Raw genomic sequence first — 19518 nt, 5'->3', positions numbered from 1 at the left:
AGCGGGCGAGATCCGGTGATCTCGCCCGCTCTTGACGGTACGGCCCCGCAACCGGCACTACTGAGTGATCATGCCCTTCTCGACGGCCAGGTTGTAGTTCTCCCCGAACACGTTGAGCTCGTGGACGCCGACCTTGACGGTCTCGGTCGTCCCCAGGACCTTCAGCCGCACGGCGTTCGTCAGCACCCGGTCGAAGGTGACGTAGTCAGCCGTGTACGCGGTGGTGTTCGTGCTCCTGTCGACCAGGGGCCGCCACGTGTTGGTGGGGATGTCCTTGTACTCCAGCGTGTACTGCACGGCGTTGTCCTTGGTGAACGTGCGCCCGAGCTCCTTCCACTGGATCTGAGCGGCGGAGATGTGGAAGACGGTCCCGAAGCCCCTGATGTACGTGGGCGCGGTATCGCTGTCGGCCGGCTCCCACCACGTGGATAGGGACCGGTCCCCTCCGTAGTACGGGTTGCGCCCGGGCGCATAGCTGCTTGCCCAGTACGCCTGGCTGTTGGTGGCCACATTGTAGAGTCCGACATCGTCCCGGCCCGAGATCTTCTTTCCGGGGGCCAGTTGCGGGGTGTTGGACAACTCGCAGTCGATTGTTCCCCGTTTCGGACCGGCGGGCGTCACGTTGCAGATGTCCATGCCCAGTCGCCGCTCGAAGAACTCCTCGTACGCGATGACATAGGTGTAGAAGAACACCAGGTTGCCGGACTTGTCGAGCACGAAACTGCCGTGCCCGGCGTTCGGATATACCGCACTCGGGTGGTTGTTTCCGTACCCGATCGGGTTCTGCTGCGTGACCTTGAACCCGGAGAGCGGCTTGTCCGAGGTCATCACGCCGGTCGCGTACGTGGTGAACTCCGTGCCGCCGGACGCGACCGAGAGGTAGTACGTGTTTCCCACCTTGAACAGCTGCGAACCCTCCACGTACCCGTGCGTGTAGGTCGCCTTGTTGTCCCCGATGTGCTGCCACTCCTGACGCGGGTCAAAAGTCCAGAGCACGACCGGGTCGCTGATGAGCTGCCGGGGATTGTTCGGGTCGAGTTCGGCGCCCATGATCGGCGAGCCGATGTTGTACGTCAAATACAGTCGACCATCGGTGTCCGGGAAGAACTGCACGTCGCCAACGCTCAGGGTCTGGCCGTTCGGGCGCAGGAAATTCCCCATGCTGGTCCACGGGCCGGTGGGCGAGTCCGCTTGATAGACCGGCGTGTTGTTGCCAGCCATGTAGAACTTGTCGCCGAGCTGTACGGCGGTTGGCGCGACCAGACCCAGGTTCATCTGGTGGGGCGTCCACGTGAGGTAGTCGGTGGTGGACCAGACGGTGCGATTGTTGTTCGGTGCGTTCTGCATGGCGCCTGACGCGTAGAGATAGATGGTCCCGTCGACGTTCAGCGCGGACCAGTCCGCCCCGGTCCGGGCGGAGTTCTCCGAGATCCTGGTAAAACCGACTGTGGATCGGCTCGCCAGAGTCCGCCCGGACGCTGCCGTCCACGTCTCCAGGTTCAGGCTGGCCGGGATCTGCGAAGTGTTTGCGACATTCGCATCCGTGGGCGGCATCGTCCCCACGATGTTGCGCACGGCCATCCCCGGCAGGTTGATCGGGTTCACATAGGTCTGGGCCATGTCGACACCGGCCAGTGGCACCTTGGCGGACGGGGTTTGAGCTCCGGGGCCCGGCGGCGCGGGCGGCGCGGGCTTCTCCGCCGAGGCCGGCACGATAGGTGTCAGTTGACCCAGCCCCATTCCTATCAGCAGGGCGAGGCCAATAGCCGCTAAACCTCGACGTCGGCTGCCGGCAGTCCTCTCGATAACCATCAGGTCCCACCTTCCGTCTGGTCGTGATAGCGCTAACAATGGGCGCCAGTGCCCGACTTCCGGATAACCGGCCTAGCGTCGTCGATTGCTGGTGTGAGGCACCCTTCGAAGGGGGACGAAGAGTGGGGGAAAGCTTGTCCGCTCGACCAGCTGGGCTTCCAGCGCACACGTCTATCGGTTCCGTCCCGTCCGGCGGGACCAGCGATCGACGGCTGTTAACGCTAACAATGTTGCGACGATGTTAACGGTGCAATCTGGAGCGTGTCAAGAGCGTCAATGCCCACGGGACCTGTGCTGATCATGGTGTTGGGCTGTTGTGATGCGCCAACGGAAGCGCGAGGGTAAGCCAACGAGCGCGAGCATCACCGCCGATTCCGATGAGGTCAGGGTGCGTCCGGACGATGGGCGGGTTGGAACAGTTCGATGAGGTTTGCGGCGGGGTCGGCGAGCAGGATCTGGCGTCCGCCGGGGCCAGCGATCACATCACTGCGGAACGACACCCCGGCGCGGCGTAGCCGGTCGACTTCAGCATCCAGATCGTCGACGGTGAGGTGGATGCGGTTGCGTCCGGCGTCCGTGGCGTCGTCGGGGGTGGCACGGGCGCCCGAGCTGGCCGGCCCCGACAGCAACAGCCGCAGTGGGCCGCGCACGACGTCGGCGAAGGCGGGCACGGCGTTGGTGTTCAGAGTGAAGCCGAGGTGGGTGGTGTAGAAGTCGATGGCTGCTTGGACGTCATCGACGAGGTAGCGGACGCTGGCCTGCTCATCAGGCACTGTCATGGCGGTATCTCCCCTTGGGTTCGGGTGGCGTCGAGGGCGGACAGCAGGTGTCTGACGCGACTGTCGATGTCGGCCGCGGTGCGCTGAAAGGCGGGATAGCTGGCCTGGTCGGTGTCGCCGCCGGCAGCGGGGTCGGGGATGCTCCAGTGCACTCTGCGGGGGTGTTCCGGGAAGTCGGGGCATGCCTCGCGGGCCTTGTCGCACAGACTGACGACGTAGTCGAACCGGCGACCGGTCAGCGTGTCCCAGTGCCGGGGGCGCTGGTCAGTGATGTCGAGGCTGAATTCCTCGCTCACCACCCGTACGGCGTTGGGGTGCAGGTGGGGTTTGGGCCGGCCGCCGGCACTGGCCACCCTGACGTGACCATTGGTGTGATGCCGGAGCAGGGCCTCGGCGATCGGTGAACGGGCGCTGTTGCCGGTGCAGACGAACAGCACGCCGAGGCGGGGTGCGCGCCGCAGGTCCACGTGTGGGGCGCGCGGCACGAGGGGTTCCCGGCGCAGCGCCGGGTGCAGCGCGGCGCCGGTTTCGGTCAGCGCCCCGGCGCAGCGGTCCAGGTCCAGGTGGTAGTAGCTGTCGCGGCCGTCGAAGCTGCTGCGTGTGGTGGTGACCAGTCCGCCGTCGCGCAGGAGCCGCAGGTGGTAGGAGACCAGGTTCTGTGGCTCGTCCACGAGCGTCACCAGCTCCCGGACCCGGTAGTCGCTGGCGGCGAGCTCGGTCAGCAGCCTCCACCGCAGCGGATGGGCGGCGAGACGTACGAACGCCGGGGCGGCTTGACTCGACATCACCACGACCGGAAGGTACATCAAGCAGGGCCGATGCATCAAGTGGGTTTGATGGAATTGGCGCCCCCGACGAATAGCAGGTCACACGGGCGGCGCCGTCGTGGGCATGGCGCCCTCGGCGAGCTTGAGTCGTGTCCAGATGTTCATGTTGATCACAACGCCCACGATCTCCAGGATCTCGCCCTCCGTGAAGTGCGTGGCCATCCTGTCGTGTGCCTCCTGGACCCGGCTGTTGACAGTGGCGTCGGCGGCACGGGTCAACGCCTCGGTGTAGGCGAGCGCGGCTCGCTCCCTCTCGGTGAACAGGTGGGTCTCCCACCACGCGGTGAGGGTCTCGACCTTGGACGGCGGGATGTCGGCGGTGCGGGCAGCGGCGTGGTGCACCAGAAGGCAGTAGCTGCAATTGTTGATCTGTGCGACGCGCAACCGCAGGAGCTGGGCCAGGGCCTGTTCCACCTGGAGAGTGGCGGTATGGCCGAAAGCTGCGGCCCCTGCGTTTGCCAGAGCCATCAGTTGCTCGTTTGACCTGGCGTTCAGCCGGACGTTCTGGATCCTGGTATCCAAGCGATGACCTCCCGTAGGTCACAACGACAACACCGGTGGTGGGGACGTCCGGGCGTTGACTCGGAGTCAGGAAAGCGCAATCCTGTGGAAGCGCTCCCATCGTCGAGCTTCTATTCGAAAGGAAAGCTCGTGCGACCCATCACAGCTCTACTCCCGGTCGTGCTCGCCACGGCCCTCGGTGGCATGGCCCTACCGGAACCCGCCCTTGCCGCAGACGGCCCGGCGCTGGCCGTCAACACCACCGCCGCCCGACACCAGATCAGCCCGTACGTCTACGGCATGAACTTCGCTGACGAGGCCCTCGCCCGCGACCTGCGGCTGCCGGTGCACCGTTACGGCGGCAACGCCACCACCCGCTACAACTTCCGCGCCGACACCACCAACCGCGCGTCGGACTGGTACTTCGAGAACATCCCCAATGACAACCCGAGTCCGGGCGACCTCCCCGAGGGCTCTGAGAGCGACCGGTTCGTGCAGCAGAACAAGGCCACCGGCGCCGCCACGGTCATGACGATGCCGATGCTCGGCTGGATCGCCAAGGACCGGTCGCGGGCGTGTGGCTTCAGCGTCGCCAAGTACGGCCCGCAGCAGTCGACCGACACCTGGGCACCGGACTGTGGCAACGGCATGAAGCCGGACGGGTCCCCGGTCACCGGCAACGATCCGAAGGACACCAGCGTCGCCGTCGGTCCGCAGTACGCCACCGATTTCGTCAACCACCTCAAGGGGCAGTTCGGCGCTGCTGCCGACGGCGGAGTCCAGTTCTACAACCTGGACAACGAGCCGGACCTGTGGCACGCCACCCACCGCGACGTCCGCCCGACCGGGCTGGGCTACGACGAGCTACGCGACCGCACCTACGAGTACGCCGCCGCGATCAAGGCCGCCGACCCCGGGGCGAAGACGCTCGGTCCCGTCGGCTGGGGCCTGAACTCGATCTTCTATTCGGGCCTCGACCAGGACACCTGCTCGCGCACCGGCTGCTGGTCGAATCCACCGGACAAGGCCGCGCACGGCGGCCAGGACCTCGGCCCGTGGTATCTCGACCGGATGCGCGAGTACGAGCAGCAGCACGGCACCCGCATCCTCGACTACTTCGACGTCCACCTCTACCCGCAGCAGTCCGGCGTGCTCGGCGACGCGGCCGGCGATGCCAACACCCAGGCGCTGCGGCTGCGCTCGACCCGCCAGCTGTGGGACCCGACCTACGTGGACGAGAGCTGGATCAACAGTCCGGTCCGGTTCATCCCGCGGCTGCGGGAGCTGGTCGACCAGCACTACCCGGGCACCAAGGTCGCAATGACCGAATACAACTGGGGCGGCTTCGGTTCGCTCAACGGCGCGCTCGCCCAGGCTGACGTACTCGGCATCTTCGGCCGCGAAGGGCTCGACCTGGCCACCCTCTGGACCGCACCCAAGGCCGACCAGCCGGTGGCCAACGCCTTCCGCATCTACCGCAACTACGACGGCAAGGGCGGCGCGTTCGGTGAGACCTCCGTCCAGGCGACAAGCACCGACCAGGGAAAACTGGCCGTGTACGCCGCCGAGCGCAGCGCCGACAAGGCGCTCACCCTGGTCGTCGTCAACAAGACCGGCGACGACCTGACCAGCCCGGTCACCCTCACCGGCGCCTCCGCCAGCACCGCCGAGGTCTACCGTTACAGCGGGGCGGACCTCGCCGGCGTGGTCCGGGAGGCAGACCTTCCGGTGACCGCCGGCGGCCTCACGGCCACCTTCCCGGCCAATTCGATCACCCACCTGGTGCTGCCGCGCGGCACCACGCCCGGCGACACCCAGGCGCCGACCGCTCCGGGCAAGCCGACCGCCGGCACGATCACCGGCGACAGCGTCGCGCTGGCCTGGACGCCGTCCACCGACGACACCGCCGTCACCGGCTACGACGTGCACCGGGTCGACACCACCGGCACCGTGAAGGTGGGCAGCGCCACCGGCACCACGTACACCGTGACCGGGCTGACGCCGGACACCCCGTACACCTTCGTGGTGACCGCCCGCGACGCGGCGGGCAACGTCTCGGCGGCCTCGTCCGGTCTGACCGTGCGGACCGCGCCCGCCGCCCCGACCGGCGGCTGCACGGTCGGCTACACGGCGAACAGTTGGCCGGGCGGCTTCACCGCGACCGTGACGATCAAGAACACCGGCACCACCGCGATCGACGGCTGGAAACTCGGCTTCGACTTCCCCACCGCCGGCCAGAAGGTCGACCAGGGCTGGTCGGCCACCTGGAAACAGAACGGTACGAGCGTCACGGCGGACAGCATGAGTTGGAACGGCAAACTCGCCCCCGGGGCGTCCACCAGCATTGGCTTCAACGGTACGTGGAGCGGCACCAATCCGGCACCAACCGCCTTCACCCTCAACGGTCAACGCTGCGGGTGACCTGAGAGACCCCCGCTCCGTCGCACACCGGCGGAGCAGGCCGCAGGGTCCGGGGTGCGCGGCACCCCGGACCCCTGGCTCTCGAGCAGCGGTCCGGGCCAATCCCGCCACAGGACGGCTCAGAAACCGAGCATGGACCGCAGCGACTACCACTGGCTCGCCCCGGGGCATGTAGTTCCTCTCCCCCCAGAGCAACGACCAGGGATGAACTACATCGCTTCCAGTTCTCGTCCCTTCGTTTCGGGGAGAAAGCGCTGGACGAAGACGAAGGCGAGGACCGCGAATCCGGTGAATATGCCGTACGTGAGGGGCAGGCTGACGTCAGCGAGGCTCGGGAAGGAGATAGTGACCAGCCAGTTGGCGATCCACTGTGCTGCCCCGGCGACCGCAACGGCGGTGACGCGGATCTGGTTGTTGAACATCTCGCCGAGCAGCACCCAGAGCGTCGGCCCCCAGCTCGCCGCGAACGACAGGACGTAGAGGTTGGCCGCGATGAGCGCGACGACATTCACGCCGGACGGAAGGCTGAGGTTCTCCCCCGTCCCGGTGGCGCGGCTGAAGCACCAGACGAGGACAGCCAGAGTCAGCGCCATGCCCGCAGCGCCGGTCCTCAGCAACGGCTTGCGGCCGACCCGGTCGATGAGGGCGATCGCCACAAAGGTGCCGGCGAGATTGACCAGGCTGGTGATGACGCTCGTCAGGAGGGCATCGTTCTCGGCAAAGCCGACGGCCCGCCAGAGTGTGGTGGAGTAGTAGAAGATCACGTTGATGCCGACCAACTGCTGCAGGGCCGCGAGAATGATGCCGATCCAGACGATCGGCAGCAGCCCGAAGCGTCGGTCCACAGCAGAACGGCCACGGAGGTCAGCGAGATCGATGTTCTGCTTGGTGCCGGCGAGCGAACGTCTGATCTCCTCGAGGCGCTCGCCGTCGCCGACGTACCGCTGCAGCACCTCACGTGCTTGCTCGTCGCGGTGGCGTCGGACCAGGTAACGCGGCGACTCGGGGATCCGCAGCGCCAGTAGGCAGTAGAGCGCCGCGGGAACCACGGCGGAGGCCAACATCCACCGCCACGCTGCCCCGCCCCACGGCACGTCGCTGCTGGCACCACCCGCCAAGGCGGCCAAGGCGTAGTCCATCAGCAGAGCGGCACAGATTCCAATCACAATGGCCAGTTGTTGCAGGGAGCCCAATCGTCCTCTCTTGCCGGCAGGAGAGATCTCGGCGATGTAGGCGGGGACGACGACGCTGGCAGCGCCGACGGCCATTCCGGCGACGGCCCGCCAGGCGGTCAAGCTGATGGGGCCTATGGCGAGCGCCGAGCCCACGGCGCTGACCGCGAACATGATCGCCGTAATCAGCATGACCCGGACCCGACCGATCCGATCAGCCAGCAGACCGCCGAACCACGCGCCGACCGCACCGCCGAGCAGCGCTGCCGATACCGCGGTGCCCAGCACCAATGCCGAGAGGTGAAACTCGGCCTTGATCGCGTCAACCGCACCATTCACCACGGCGGTGTCGTAGCCGAAGAGGAAGCCGCCGACGGCTGCGGCCGCGGCGATCAGAACAGCCCCACCTGGGCTTCTGGCTAACGGGTGGGAGGCGTTGTCGTCGGGGGTGACACGGGGCGGATCCATGCGGTTCATCGTGCCGCAGCGGTGCGGCGTTTGTCCTAATTTCCGGAGCTGTCCGTGACAGGGGCCGCTAGCGCGGACGCTCGACCACGTCGGGCAGACGGCGCAGGACGCGCTGGGACCCAACGGTCCGCTGTCGCAGACGCTGCAGCAGGCCACCCAGCAGGTCGGTCAACAGCCCGGACAGACCACTCACCAACTGGCTCAGAACCGCCCGGCGGGGGCTGGCAGGTCACGGCACGGCTGGTAGGACCGCAGGGGCAATTACTGACCAAGGTTGGTGACCAGGTTGACGGCGACGGCCAGGATGCCGGTTCCGAAGGCGTACGAGAGCAGCGCGTGCCCGAGCGCGACCCGGCGCATGTGGTTACTCGTCGGTTCGTTCTCGCCTGGGCCGAAAGACATGCCAACCGTAAACGCGATGTACGCGAAGTCGGCGTACGCCGGCCGGTCCTCCCGCTTGAAGTCGATGCCGCTGCCGTCGTCGTCGCGGTAGTACAGCCGGGCGTACTTCAACGCGAAGACAGTGTTCACCAGCGCCCATGCCAGGACCACCGCGACGACGCTGAGAATCACGAGCGTGACAGCCACTGCGTCGTGTTGGCTTGAGGCGCGGACGAGCGCCTCGGCCACGGCGGCGAGGCTGATCACGGACGCGATCAGGATCGCCCAGTCGGTGGAACGAGAGTCCTGCTCCGCCTCGGCAAGCTGCTCCGTACGCTCGGGACTCGCCGGCCAGCAGGCCCGCCACGTCCAGACGAGGATCATGCCTGCCGCGATCGTCCAGATCACGAGCGGCGTCAACTCCGGCGCCCCGGCCAGCGCGATGGCCGCCCCGGCTACGACACCGACGGCCAGCGACCACAGGGCACGCCCGACGGACAGCAGCCGTCCCAGCCCCGGTCGTCCAGATCGCTTTTCCACCCTTTCAGCGTTCCGACTCGACCGCGTCTCGCAGTGCAAACCCCGAGCGATCACCGGATCGGGCTGCGTCGAGGGTGGCGGGTCGCCGGCGATCCACGCACGAGCCCTGGGCGACAACTTCATCCACTGGACGTTTCGCCGTCTCACGCCAGGTGCCTGCGCCGTGCGGCAAGCCGTATCTCGATGCGGCTGACTCAGCCCATCACAGGGAATGCCGGCGGATGGTGAAGTTTCTACACTTGTGAGCCAACACCGCCGCCGATACATAATGGGCAGTGCACTGAGCGCCGCTTCAGCGACCAATGTGATCCGCCGACCGGATGGAGGCCTGTCCATGGCGTTGACCCCGGCGACTGGGGGCGGTTGCGGAGAGTCGACGCCACGCTCGCCGATTCAGTCGCCGAGGCCGGTCAATTCCGACGTCGAGTGGGACAGCTTCGACCCGCAGGCATATGTCCGGCACAACTACGCGGATCTGCGGTCCGACGATCGGGAGATCCTCTGCCGTATCCGGGATTTCTTCGCCGCGGCGAAGCTCTCCGACGCGCGGTGCGTCGACGTGGGGTCGGGAGCGAATCTGTACCCGACGCTGTCGCTTCTGCCGTTCGCGAAGGCCGTCGACCTGTGTGAATGGTCGACGGCGAACGTGAACTGGCTGCGCACGCAGGTCGACAGCTACGACGAGCTCTGGGACCCGTACTGGCAGGTGTGCGCGGAGCACCCGGCGTACGCGGCACTGGCGGACCCGCGCCGGCGCCTGGCGCAGGTGGGCCGGGTGGTGCGGGCCAGCGTTTTCACCCTGCCGAGGCACGCCTGGAGCGCCGGCACGATGTTCTTCGTGGCCTGCTCCATCTCGGCCGACCGGGCCGAGGCCGAGGACGCGATCGGTCGGTTTCTGGACGCGCTGCGGCCCGGGTCGCCCTTCGCCGTGACGGTCATGCTCGGGTCCGTCGGCTACAGCGTCGGCCGGCGGATGTTCCCGGCGGTGGCACTACAGCGCGCCGACGTGGTGGCCAGCATCGCGGCCGGAGCGTACGACCTGGACATCCACGAGGTGCAGCCGAGGCCGCCACTGCGGGACGGGTATTTGAGCATGCTGCTGGCCACCGGCCGTACCCGCGGATAGCGCCGATGCGTGCCTGCGGGATCTGCCGACGTCGTGCTGTCGGCGCCGCGTGCCGGCGCGGCATTCCACGGGCCCGATCGGCCGGAGTGCCGACACGCGACCATCGAAGCCTTTCATGTGGCACTCGACTGGCCCGCTACCATGATGCTGTTACGCCATCGTGGACCATCGCGGGCACGGCAATACCAGAGGTTTCGAGTCGACGACTACAACAGACGGCGGTGGATCATGCGGATGCAGCCGCGCCAGGAGATCCTCGACATCTGGCGGGCTACGGTTCGCAGTTGCTGGGCGAACGGTGAATGGCACTGGGGCAGCCGAAGTGGTAGCAACTCGATCAGCGACGCGGAGCAACTGCTGACCCTGTTGCTCCCCGCGGCCAAGGTCCCCGTGTTGTCACTGGACGACCCGGACCGCGCCGACGAAGAGGTGATCGACGCGCTCAGCCCGATCGGCGGCGCGATCGAGATTCCCCGCCGGCTGGTCAGCGTGATGATCGACTATTTCCGGCGGTACACCGACGACGCCGGCACTCCGATCTTCGGCGGGGGCAGTTACCTCACCCCGCTGGAGGGCGGTCCGGAGCTCACCGACGAGCAGCGTTCCCTGGACATCGTCGACTCGTTCGCGGTGTCGGTCACGCTCACGCTGGCGACGATCGGTTTCATCAAGGTCTACCGGAGCTCCACCCAGCGGCGCGACCTGTTGGCGCAACTGGACGAGCTGGAGGCGATGGCGAGCGCGCGCCTCACGGCGGCGATGGTCGGCCTGCTCCGCAGCTTCAGTACCTTCGTCTTCACCGCCAGCGACGAGTACGGCATTCGTCTGTGCGACATGGTCAATCAGGACGAGCTGCCGCGCCGCGAGCTGGTGGCCGCGCTGCGCGAGCAGCTGCGGGACACGATGGCGAGTCTGCGTAGCGTGATCATCGGGTCGGGTCGGGTGACCGAGGACCTGGACAACAGCGAGATGCTGTTCGAGTGCGGCTGGTCGTGGGGAATCATCTCCGGGGCCGAGGAGGTTCCGACCACCGAGCCGATCGGCCTGCAGCGTGAGGGCTCTGCGGAGAACGCCCCTTACCTGTACTTCACGGTGATCGCGATGGACGCCATCGAGGACCTGAACTCCGAACGCACCCGGCTGCTCGGGTTGCTCAACGAGGAGCAGCAGCGGCTGTCCCGGGCGCTGCAACTGCGCTGGGAGCTCACCCGGACGTACTGGGCGACGGTGGCGACCTTCGGCAACCGACGGCGGTGGCCCATCGAGGACATCCCCTGGCGGACGACCGATGGTGACCGGACCGACTACTACACGCTCCAGGCCACGTCGCTGGCGGTGAAGGGCCTGATCGCCGTCGGGCGCGGCGGTGACGAGGAGCTCGGGCGGATCGCCTCGGTGCTGGTGGAGCTGGCGCAACGGGCGCGGATCACCCGGCGGGCGTCGCCCGGCGAGCCCGCGCTGTTCGTGCACGCGCCAGGCAAGCGGGTGACCCTGAACGACGACACGTCAAAGCCGATCATGGCGTGGAACGTCAACGAGTTCTCCGTGGTGCTGCTACAGCGGGCGGCTGCCGTCGCCGGTCTGCTGAGCAACGCTCGACGGCGCAGCGAACTGCTCGAGCTGGCCGACGAGGTGTGGGATCATCTGCTGCTGCGGCGCATCCCGGACGGCCGGCACCAGGGGCTGTGGGACCACGCCGGTGGTGCTTTTCCCGGGCTGGCGCCGAAGCCGGACGCACCCTCGTGGTATCTGACCGAGCGGGTGGTGCAGGCTCTGGTCACCTCCGCCCAGTTGCTGTGGGAGCGGCCGTTCCCACGAGCCGGCCAGCTGGCCGGCTACGCGCAGGACCTCGTCGACGAGGCCGAATACCTGTTCGACCGGGAGTTGATGCGCGGCACCTTCGACGGTGAGGCGATGCAGCGCAGCATGCGCAGCATCCGAGCCAGCCTGGGCCAGGCGCAGCTGTTGGTTGACGAGCGTCCCGGCACGGCGGCCGCTCTGGTGAACACTCTCCTGTTGCTACTCAACGACATCGCTACCGGGCAGCAGAAGGCCAGCGAGGGGATCTGAATGCTGGTCTTCGTCACGTCGCACAAGGGCGGCACCGGGCGGTCGGTGACCGCGGCGAACATCGCCTACCGCAGCGCGTTGTCCGGTCGCCCCACCTGCTACCTGGATTACGACTTCGGCTCGCCGACCGCCGGGATCACGTTCCAGATTCCGCAGGCCGTCAATGGCGTGGAGGGCGCCGGGCCCAACGGTGGCGGCCTGCACCGATATCTGCGCGGGGAGATCCCGTCTCCGGAGCAGTTGGACGTGTGGGGCACCTCCGAACGGGCCAGCCTGCGGCAGAGGCCCATCGGGTCCGGTCCGCTGGTGCTCCTGCCGGGGCAACGCAACGGTAGCGAGTTCGGTTTCACCAACGACATCGCCAAGCGCTGCGCCGAGCTCTTCCTCCGGCTGGAGGAGGAGTTCGACCTGACCCTGGTGGACCTCAGCGCCGGCCGGTCGTACGCAAGTCAGATCGCGCTGGCCGCCACCGCGACCTCGACCCTGCGCAAGGTCGCCGTGCGCTGGTTGGTCTTCCACCGGTGGACTCCCCAGCACGTCACCGCAGCGGCGGACCTGGCCTTCGAGGCGGGTGGGATCGTGGCCATGGGCAAGGAGTACGGCCACGAGCCGGACAGGCTACGGGAGTCGCTGCGCTTCATCCGTACAGCGGTGATCGACTCACGTGGCCCTGAGGTCGGCCACCTCGGCCTCGCCCAGCAGGCCTTCCTGCGCAAGTGCGACGCGGAGCTGTCAGAGCTGGCCCGACGACGAGGTGTCGGGCGTACGACGCTGCTCGGCGTGGTGCCGCTGGATCCTCTGTTGCAGTGGCGGGAGCAGCTGATCTCCGATCACGACGTGCAATCCAAGATTGCCAACGTCAAAACGGTGGACGCCTTCGTTGACCTGACCGAGAAGCTTTTCGACGAGACGGCATGGGACACCGCGTGATCGGCATGGATGTCAGGTTCCAGGAGGCAGCTGCGGTGCGTCGTACAGAGAGCGTGGCGTACTCGCATCTGTCCGTGGAGCTGGGGCACTTCTACGCGGAGGACTTCGGCGACGGGTGTGAGGAGCTGAGGCGCAAGTTCGAGCGGATCGCGGACTGGTCGGCCGCGATCCCGGCTCTGGCCCGACGAGGGCTGCCCGCACACCGGGAGCCGCGGATCAGCACCTGCTTCATGTTGGACGACTACTTCCACCGCTTCGGCACCCCCCGCGAGGTGATTCCGCAGGTGCAGAGCGCCGCGGCGGAGCACGGCCTGACCTTGGACTACGTGGCTCGGGAGTCCAGCTTCGCCCGGCACGACGGTGCCGAGCTGGCCCGGTTGGTGGTCGACACACTGGTGGTGGAACCACCTCGGCACACCACCGGGAGTCGTCCACCGTTGAGCGAGTCGGGCTGGTTGTCCAACGGTAAGCGGTCCCCCGGGCACGTCGACGCGCCGGCGATGACCCTGCCCCGTCCGTGGTCTCCGCCGTTGCAGTCCGGCGATCCCCGGCACTCCATCTTCGTCGACATCGAGCTCTGGTCCGACGAGCCGGACGCCCGGGTGTGGGCCTGCGCCCTGCTCGCCTCGGTCTGGCAGATGACCCGCCTCGGCGTGCTACGGCATCGGGGCGAGACGATGACGCAGCCGTGCCGGCTCGCCGGCGAGCTGCCGACTGACTGGGACGAACTGCCGGCGATCGTCCAGCTGAACCCGGCGGCCGCACCGTTCTGCGCGTATCGCACGCTGACCCTGATGGGCACCCAGTACCTGCCGGTGGAGCTGGCCGTACGGACCATCCTCGGCCAGGTGGCGGTGCCGCCGGTGGTCGCGCAGCAGGTAGCCAAACGGGCCGGCGGCGAGGGCCTGCACCTGCCCAGCGAGCTGGTCGACCGGCTGAGCTACGTGTTCATCAGCGACTGAGCGTGCTCAGCGCCCGCACGGCTCGTCGACGGCCACCCGGCCGGCCAGGTCGCGCAGCAGAGCCATGTTGCTCACGCTGATCTGATCCCGGATCCAGTTGACCGACGAGTTCCACTGACGGCTGAACCCGGGTACCTGCTCCAACTGGTCCCAGATCGGTCGCAGTCGCGGGTGCACCCGCGCGCCGGGCAGCCACAGGTGCAGCAGGTGCTCCAGCACCGGCCGCAGCCGCTCGACGTGCTCCTGCCCGGAGGCCGATCGGGTGACCGCGGACTCCACCAGCGAGGACAGCATGGTCAGCAGCCAGTCGTGCAACGCGAGATCTTCGCAGAGCCCGGCCACGGCGGCCGGCACGTCCTGCGGGTCGAGCACGAGTTCGACCGTACGCAGGGTGGGCGAGTCCACGGTGACCACGGCCGAGACGTCCCGGTTCGGACGCTCGTCGGCCTGCGCGGTCCAGCGCAGCCGTGTGCGGGCGGTACGCAGTGGCGGGCGCCGGTCCAGCAGGTCGGACATCTGCACACCGTCGAGCACCCTGCCGGTGATCGCCTCCAGGTTCAGCACGTCGGCGTTGTTGCCGTGCAGGAATCCCGCGCTCAGATCGGCGACGTCCAGCTTGCCGACCGTCTCGAGGACGCCGGGGTTGGCCAGGTAGTGCGACCACGGCTGGCGGCGCTCCCCGGCGACGACGTGGATGACCGAGGAGGCCTGCACGATCCGGCCGCCGGTGATGATGGCCCGGGTGACGACGGCTCCCACCCCACGTAACTGGCGCTTTCTGGCGCTCGGGAGCCAGCAGTCGACACCGGTGCGGACATCGGGTGACACCGCGTACAGCGATGGACGCCGGGAGGTCAACACGGCCTCGCCCTCGATCAGGCTGAGCACCTCGGCGCTCTGCTCCTGGGCCAACGCCGTGCTGTGCTGCAGAAGGCTGGTGTGCACCTCACCGACCGTGAGCATGGCTTCCTCCGCAACGCTGCCACCGACCCGCGCTCATCCCGCGGCATACGGCTCATGCTGATTGACGTACACCCCTCGCGACCGGCACTGACACGGATCCACGTCGGACAACCGAAACTCCACGAGTACGAGATTCGACCGCCCGGATCCGTATCTGTTGAAAGCCATCATAGGCCCGGAGTCGGCGGGAATCCCATGTACGGCCGGCGTTCGGAGTGTTCGCGGGTCGGACGGACGTGACAACGACTGATATTTTCAATGGTGCGGTCGCCAGCCACCCCCTGGAGTTTGCCGTTCATGAAGGTCTACATTTCGGCCACCCAAAAGGACTTGCTGGAATACCGCGCTGCCGTGCACGCCGTGGCTCGCCGTCTGGAGATCGACGACGTGGCCATGGAGGCCTACGGCGCCGACATCAGACCGCCGCTGGAACGCTGCCTCGCCGACGTGCGCCGGTGCGACCTCTACGTGGGGCTGTTCGCCTGGCGGTACGGGTTCCGGCCGCCCGGCCAGGAGTCCTCCATCACCGAGTTGGAATACCGGGAGGCGCTCGCCTCGGGCAAGCCCTGCCTGGTCTTCCTGCTCGCGGAGGACACGCCCTGGCCGGTCGACATGATCGACCGGGATGCCGACTGGCAGCAGATCGTCGCGTTGCGCCGTGAGCTCAAGGAGCGCCACCTCTGCGCCTTTTTCTCCGGTGTGGACGACCTCACCGCCAAGGTGACCGCCGCACTGGCCGACGTACGCAGTGGCAGATCCCCGGCGCGCGAGCCCGCCGACCCGGACACCCACCTGCCGACGGCCGTCCGCAACCAGTACTACAAGCAGTTGTCGTTGCGATACCAGGCCGTCTCGGTGGACGCGGTCTCACCGCGTCCCACCATCGGCTACCTCACCGTCGGGCTGCCCAAGGTGTTCGTGGAGCCCCGCGTCCACGAGGACGCGCGACCGGAGATGCCGCTGGCGTGGTGGCGTTGGGCCGGGTCCACGCCGGGCGACGACGTCGGCGGGCTGCCCGGGGTGGTCAACCCGGAGGAGGTGGAGCGGCTCTGGGAGGAGTACGCGGCCAAGGACGAGCTGTCGTTGTTCGACGTGGTGTCCGACCCGGGCCGTCGCACGATCGTGCTGCTGGGCGACCCCGGCTCCGGTAAGTCCGCGGCCGCGCGGTACCTGGCGCTGACGCTGGCCGGGGTCTGCGTCGAGCCTCGGCTGAGTGCGCTGGACCGGTACCTACCCGTCCTGATCGAGCTGCGCTCCTACGCCACCCATCACGGGGACGGCCGGTGCGACGGCTTGCTCGACTACGTCGGCCACCGCCACCAGCAGGGGCTGGCCGGTGTTGACCGGGACGTGCTGGAGGCGTACCTGCGCCAGGGCGGCCAGGCGCTGTTCCTGTTCGACGGCCTGGACGAGGTGTTCGACCCGGCGCAGCGGGAAGAGGTGGCCGCGCAGATCGCCACGTTCGCCAACGAATACCCGGGGGTGCTGACCGTGGTCACCTCGCGGGCGGCCGGTTACCAGCGGCACACCTTTGCCAACGCAGGTTTCGACCACTTCACCCTGGAGGATCTCGACGACGAGCAGATCGCGAGGTTTCTCGGCAACTGGTACCGCTACGTGATGCCCACGCCGGCTGCGGAGGCGGAGCGGCAGCGGCGCCAGATTCTCGACGTGGTGGGCAGTTCCCGAGCGATGCGGGAGATCGCCGGCAATCCCCTGTTGCTGATGCTCATGGCGATCGTCGGCCGGGGTCACCCGCTGCCCCGCAACCGGCGCCGGCTCTACGCGCACGTGACCGACGTACTGATCTCCGAGTGGGATGTGACCAAGCAACTGCGGGAGAGCCACGGCGACGTGCCGTCGCTGGACCTGCAGGCGAAGCGTCGGCTGCTGCGTCACCTGGCGTATTGGATGCAGTTCCGCGAGTCCGGCCCTGCCGGAAACTACATTGAGTCCGACGAACTGGCGCGCATCTTCCGGGACCACCTCGTCGCGTTCTACGGTTTTGAGAATGAGCGGGCGCTCGCCATGGCGTACTCGATGATCGACAAATTGCGGCAGCGAAGCTTCATCCTGGAACGTTACGGGCTGCGACTGTTCGGGTTCGTGCACCGCGCGTTCCTGGAGTTCTTCTGTGCCGAAGAGATCGTGGACAGATGCGAGCACGATCCGACCACCTGGGGCCTCGATCATCTGCGTTCGCTGTTTCGCGAGCGTTGGGCCGACCCGTCGTGGCGGGAGGTGCTTCGACTGGTCGCCAGCGCCCTACCCGCCCAGACCGCCAACGAACTGGTCACCCTGCTCGCCACCGAGGCCACCCAACCGTGGCCACCGCTGAACCTGACCGGGCCGCCGTGGAACCTGGTGCTGGCGGCGCAGTGCGTGGCCGAGGCGCCGCAGCCCGCCGAACTGGCCGGCGCGGGCGACGCCGTGCTGCGCCAGGTCGTGCGTCTCATCGAGCATGGCATCTCCGCCGACGACCCGAACCTGGTGGATCTCACCGAGCAGGAGCTGCTGTCCTCGATCCGGGCGCTCGGCCCGAGTTGGCCCGGCCGGGAGATCTTCCTGCACTGGTACCGCCGCCGTGGGGTCCGGACCAGTTGGCGATCCGGCTCTCCGTTCGCCACCCGGATCGCGGCGGTGCTGTCCACCGCCGAGGAGCAGATGGAGGACCTGCTCGTCCGGGAGCTGGGGCAGGGCCGCGAGCGGCAGGCCCACCTCACCCTGGTCGCCGGGCTGGCCGAGGCCGCCGGCCGCCTCGAGGCCACCGGCGGCAGCAGTCACCGATGCCGGGACATCCTGCTCGCCCAGGCGCAGTCCGAGGTCTCCACCGCGGTGCGGCAGGCCGCCGTACGGGCACTGGTCGCCCACTTCGGCGCCGGCCTCGACCTCGTGGACGTGCTGCGCGACCTCGCCAACTCCCCCGATCTCGCGGTGCGGGCGCTGGCCGTGCAGTCCCTCGGCACCCGGTCGGAACTCTCCGACGACGTCCGTCAGGTGTTGGCCAGGGCCACCGGGGACACCGCCGTCGCGGTGCGGCGAGCCGCCGCCGGAGTGCTCACCGCGCGTTGCGCCGATCTGCCGGACGCACCCGAGACGATGCAGCGACTGCTGGCCACCGACACCGACCCCGGTGTGGTGCAGTGCGTGCTGAAGCGTCTGCTGGTCTTGCCGGAGCACGCCGAGACCGCACGGACCACGGCGTTGCAGCGGGTCACCGGCGACTCCCCGGACGAGGTCCGACGCTGCATTCTGACCGAGCTGCTGCCGGAGCGACCCAGCCCGGAGAGCACCGAGCTGTTGCTGAAGCTGGCCTGCTCGGACAGCTCCGCGCGGGTCCGCGTGGTCGCCGTGCAGCGGTTGGCGCTCGTACCCGACCCGGAGGGGCGCTGCCGGGCCCGGCTGATCGATCAGATCGAGCAGGACGACGAGTCCTCCGTGCGGGCCGCCGCGGTCACCGCCCTGATCGACCGGGACCGCGCCGACGACACCGGGTGGACCGTGGTGGCCCGCTCGGCCCACGTCGACGAGGACGCGACCGTACGCCTCGCCGCGGTGCGCGCGCTGGCCGAGGCCTACCCCGACCACCGCACCGCGGAACTGCTGCTGGAGAGCGCTCGACGCGATCCGACAGCGAGCGTCCGGCTCGCTGCGGTCGACCTGCTCACCGGGCGACCGCTGTTCGGCCACGCGACCCGCGATCTGCTGATCAGCCGCGCCTCCCAGGAGCGGGACCCGATCGTCCGGCTGCGGGTCACCCGTAGCCTGGCCCGTCTCGCCGACCCACCGGACGTTGAGGTGCGGGAGTGCCTCTCCGAGCAGGTCAGTCGGGACCCCGACCCGAACGTGCTGTGCGCCGCCGCCCAGGCGCTCGCCCGTCACGGCGGCGCCCCGGGCCTCCTGGAGACACTGTGCCGGCGGGCCCGCCGAGACAGCTACGTCGGCATCCGGTTGGCCGCGGTGCAAACCCTCTGCGCGTACGGGAGCCCGGAGCTGGTGACCGACGTGCTGCTGGAATGCGTCGAGTCCGACACCGACCCGACCGTGTTCGATGCGGCCGTGCGCTGTCTGACCGAGCAGGGCTCGGCGTCCATGGCGGTGACGCTGCGGCTCATGCGCCGCCTGTCGGACCAGGACCCGGCGATCCGCGCCCGCATCGCCGCCGCGCTCGGCGAGCACTTCGGCGCCGACCCGGAGGTTCAGGTGCTGCTGGTCGGGCTGGTCCGCGACGATCCGGCCCTGGAGGTTCGCCGCCAGGCGGTGGAGCAGCTGGGCGCCAGCCTGGCCGGCCGCACGGGGGTACGGGACCTGCTGCTGCGGCTGGCTGACGACGATGACTGGGAGATCCGCCGGACCGCGCTGCTCGCGTTGACCCGTCACTACGACAGGGACACCCGGACCCGGGGGACGCTCGTACGGCTCGCACATCAGGAGGATGACGGCGCGGTGCGGCGGCTGGCCGGGCAACTGCTGGCCACGCTGCCCGACACCCGACCCGACGACTTTCCGTGATCGATCCGGAGCCGTAGGTGCACCCGCGAGCGCGTCGAGCGACGATCCGATCGA

Annotated in this window: 13 protein-coding genes; 6 read left to right on the top strand and 7 right to left on the bottom strand. The window is 68.3% G+C overall.

Annotated features, from left to right (window positions below; translation table 11 throughout):
- Nucleotides 1-57: 57 nt before the first annotated feature.
- The 4 genes from V6U86_RS00435 to V6U86_RS00420 all read right to left on the bottom strand — a co-directional run bounded on the left by V6U86_RS00435 (nt 58) and on the right by V6U86_RS00420 (nt 3832).
- The gene (locus tag V6U86_RS00435) at nt 58-1620 is read right to left on the bottom strand and encodes a family 43 glycosylhydrolase (RefSeq protein WP_334497104.1); all 1563 of its coding nucleotides are present in this window, start codon (nt 1618-1620) and stop codon (nt 58-60) included.
- A 575-nt stretch (nt 1621-2195) separates the two neighbouring features.
- A complete protein-coding gene (locus V6U86_RS00430; protein ID WP_334497102.1) occupies nt 2196-2591 on the bottom strand; it encodes a VOC family protein in 396 nt (131 codons plus the stop codon).
- Nucleotides 2588-3376, bottom strand: a complete 789-nt coding sequence (locus V6U86_RS00425) for an arsenate reductase/protein-tyrosine-phosphatase family protein (protein ID WP_334497843.1) — start codon at nt 3374-3376, stop codon at nt 2588-2590. Before V6U86_RS00425 ends, V6U86_RS00430 begins: the two co-directional genes overlap by 4 nt.
- A gap of 81 nt (nt 3377-3457) precedes the next feature.
- Nucleotides 3458-3832 carry a carboxymuconolactone decarboxylase family protein gene (locus V6U86_RS00420; RefSeq protein ID WP_334497100.1) on the bottom strand — a complete coding sequence of 125 codons (375 nt, stop codon included), beginning with the start codon at nt 3830-3832 and terminating at the stop codon, nt 3458-3460.
- 237 nt (nt 3833-4069) lie between these two features.
- On the opposite strand from V6U86_RS00420, the gene V6U86_RS00415 reads away from it, so the two are divergent.
- Nucleotides 4070-6340, top strand: a complete 2271-nt coding sequence (locus V6U86_RS00415) for a glycoside hydrolase family 44 protein (RefSeq protein WP_334497098.1) — start codon at nt 4070-4072, stop codon at nt 6338-6340.
- A 209-nt stretch (nt 6341-6549) separates the two neighbouring features.
- Here V6U86_RS00415 and V6U86_RS00410 read toward each other — a convergent pair whose 3' ends face one another.
- Together V6U86_RS00410 and V6U86_RS00405 are read right to left on the bottom strand one after the other, a co-directional pair.
- A complete protein-coding gene (locus tag V6U86_RS00410) occupies nt 6550-7980 on the bottom strand; it encodes a sugar porter family MFS transporter (RefSeq protein ID WP_334497096.1) in 1431 nt (476 codons plus the stop codon).
- Between the two features lie 261 nt (nt 7981-8241).
- Nucleotides 8242-8901 (bottom strand): DUF1345 domain-containing protein, encoded by a 660-nt coding sequence (locus tag V6U86_RS00405; RefSeq protein WP_334497094.1) that lies wholly within the window; start codon nt 8899-8901, stop codon nt 8242-8244.
- 334 nt (nt 8902-9235) lie between these two features.
- Here V6U86_RS00405 and V6U86_RS00400 point away from each other — a divergent pair, with 334 nt between their 5' ends.
- The 4 genes from V6U86_RS00400 (at nt 9236) to V6U86_RS00385 (ending at nt 13989) form a co-directional block, all read left to right on the top strand.
- Nucleotides 9236-10027 (top strand): SCO2525 family SAM-dependent methyltransferase, encoded by a 792-nt coding sequence (locus V6U86_RS00400; RefSeq protein WP_334497092.1) that lies wholly within the window; start codon nt 9236-9238, stop codon nt 10025-10027.
- Nucleotides 10028-10255: 228 nt separating this feature from the next.
- On the top strand, nt 10256-12097 hold the full coding sequence (locus V6U86_RS00395; RefSeq protein WP_334497090.1) for an SCO2524 family protein: 1842 nt from the start codon (nt 10256-10258) through the stop codon (nt 12095-12097).
- Nucleotides 12098-13027, top strand: coding sequence for an SCO2523 family variant P-loop protein (locus V6U86_RS00390; protein WP_203120842.1), 930 nt, complete (start codon nt 12098-12100; stop codon nt 13025-13027). It abuts the gene before it with no gap.
- Nucleotides 13012-13989, top strand: a complete 978-nt coding sequence (locus tag V6U86_RS00385; RefSeq protein ID WP_334497087.1) for an SCO2522 family protein — start codon at nt 13012-13014, stop codon at nt 13987-13989. Before V6U86_RS00390 ends, V6U86_RS00385 begins: the two co-directional genes overlap by 16 nt.
- 6 nt (nt 13990-13995) lie before the next feature.
- Here V6U86_RS00385 and V6U86_RS00380 read toward each other — a convergent pair whose 3' ends face one another.
- Nucleotides 13996-14952 carry an SCO2521 family protein gene (locus V6U86_RS00380; RefSeq protein WP_334497085.1) on the bottom strand — a complete coding sequence of 319 codons (957 nt, stop codon included), beginning with the start codon at nt 14950-14952 and terminating at the stop codon, nt 13996-13998.
- Nucleotides 14953-15249: 297 nt separating this feature from the next.
- On the opposite strand from V6U86_RS00380, the gene V6U86_RS00375 reads away from it, so the two are divergent.
- Entirely contained in the window at nt 15250-19464 is a 4215-nt protein-coding gene (locus tag V6U86_RS00375) for a HEAT repeat domain-containing protein (protein ID WP_334497083.1), read from the top strand.
- Nucleotides 19465-19518 lie beyond the last annotated feature (54 nt).

Source organism: Micromonospora sp. CPCC 205558 (assembly GCF_036902955.1).
Taxonomy (GTDB): Bacteria; Actinomycetota; Actinomycetes; order Mycobacteriales; family Micromonosporaceae; genus Micromonospora.
The sequence above is the reverse complement of the archived record's forward strand: the minus strand, read 5'-3'. Positions and strand labels throughout refer to the sequence as shown.

Excerpts from the sequence above, each read along its gene's own strand:
- V6U86_RS00435 (WP_334497104.1), bottom strand. The coding sequence starts at position 1,620 with ATGGCCCAGACCTATGTGAACCCGATCAACCTGCCGGGGATGGCCGTG.
- V6U86_RS00430 (WP_334497102.1), bottom strand. The coding sequence starts at position 2,591 with ATGACAGTGCCTGATGAGCAGGCCAGCGTCCGCTACCTCGTCGATGAC.
- V6U86_RS00425 (WP_334497843.1), bottom strand. The coding sequence starts at position 3,376 with ATGTCGAGTCAAGCCGCCCCGGCGTTCGTACGTCTCGCCGCCCATCCG.
- V6U86_RS00410 (WP_334497096.1), bottom strand. The coding sequence starts at position 7,980 with ATGGATCCGCCCCGTGTCACCCCCGACGACAACGCCTCCCACCCGTTA.
- V6U86_RS00400 (WP_334497092.1), top strand. The coding sequence starts at position 9,236 with ATGGCGTTGACCCCGGCGACTGGGGGCGGTTGCGGAGAGTCGACGCCA.
- V6U86_RS00395 (WP_334497090.1), top strand. The coding sequence starts at position 10,256 with ATGCGGATGCAGCCGCGCCAGGAGATCCTCGACATCTGGCGGGCTACG.
- V6U86_RS00390 (WP_203120842.1), top strand. The coding sequence starts at position 12,098 with ATGCTGGTCTTCGTCACGTCGCACAAGGGCGGCACCGGGCGGTCGGTG.
- V6U86_RS00385 (WP_334497087.1), top strand. The coding sequence starts at position 13,012 with ATGGGACACCGCGTGATCGGCATGGATGTCAGGTTCCAGGAGGCAGCT.
- V6U86_RS00380 (WP_334497085.1), bottom strand. The coding sequence starts at position 14,952 with ATGCTCACGGTCGGTGAGGTGCACACCAGCCTTCTGCAGCACAGCACG.
- V6U86_RS00375 (WP_334497083.1), top strand. The coding sequence starts at position 15,250 with ATGAAGGTCTACATTTCGGCCACCCAAAAGGACTTGCTGGAATACCGC.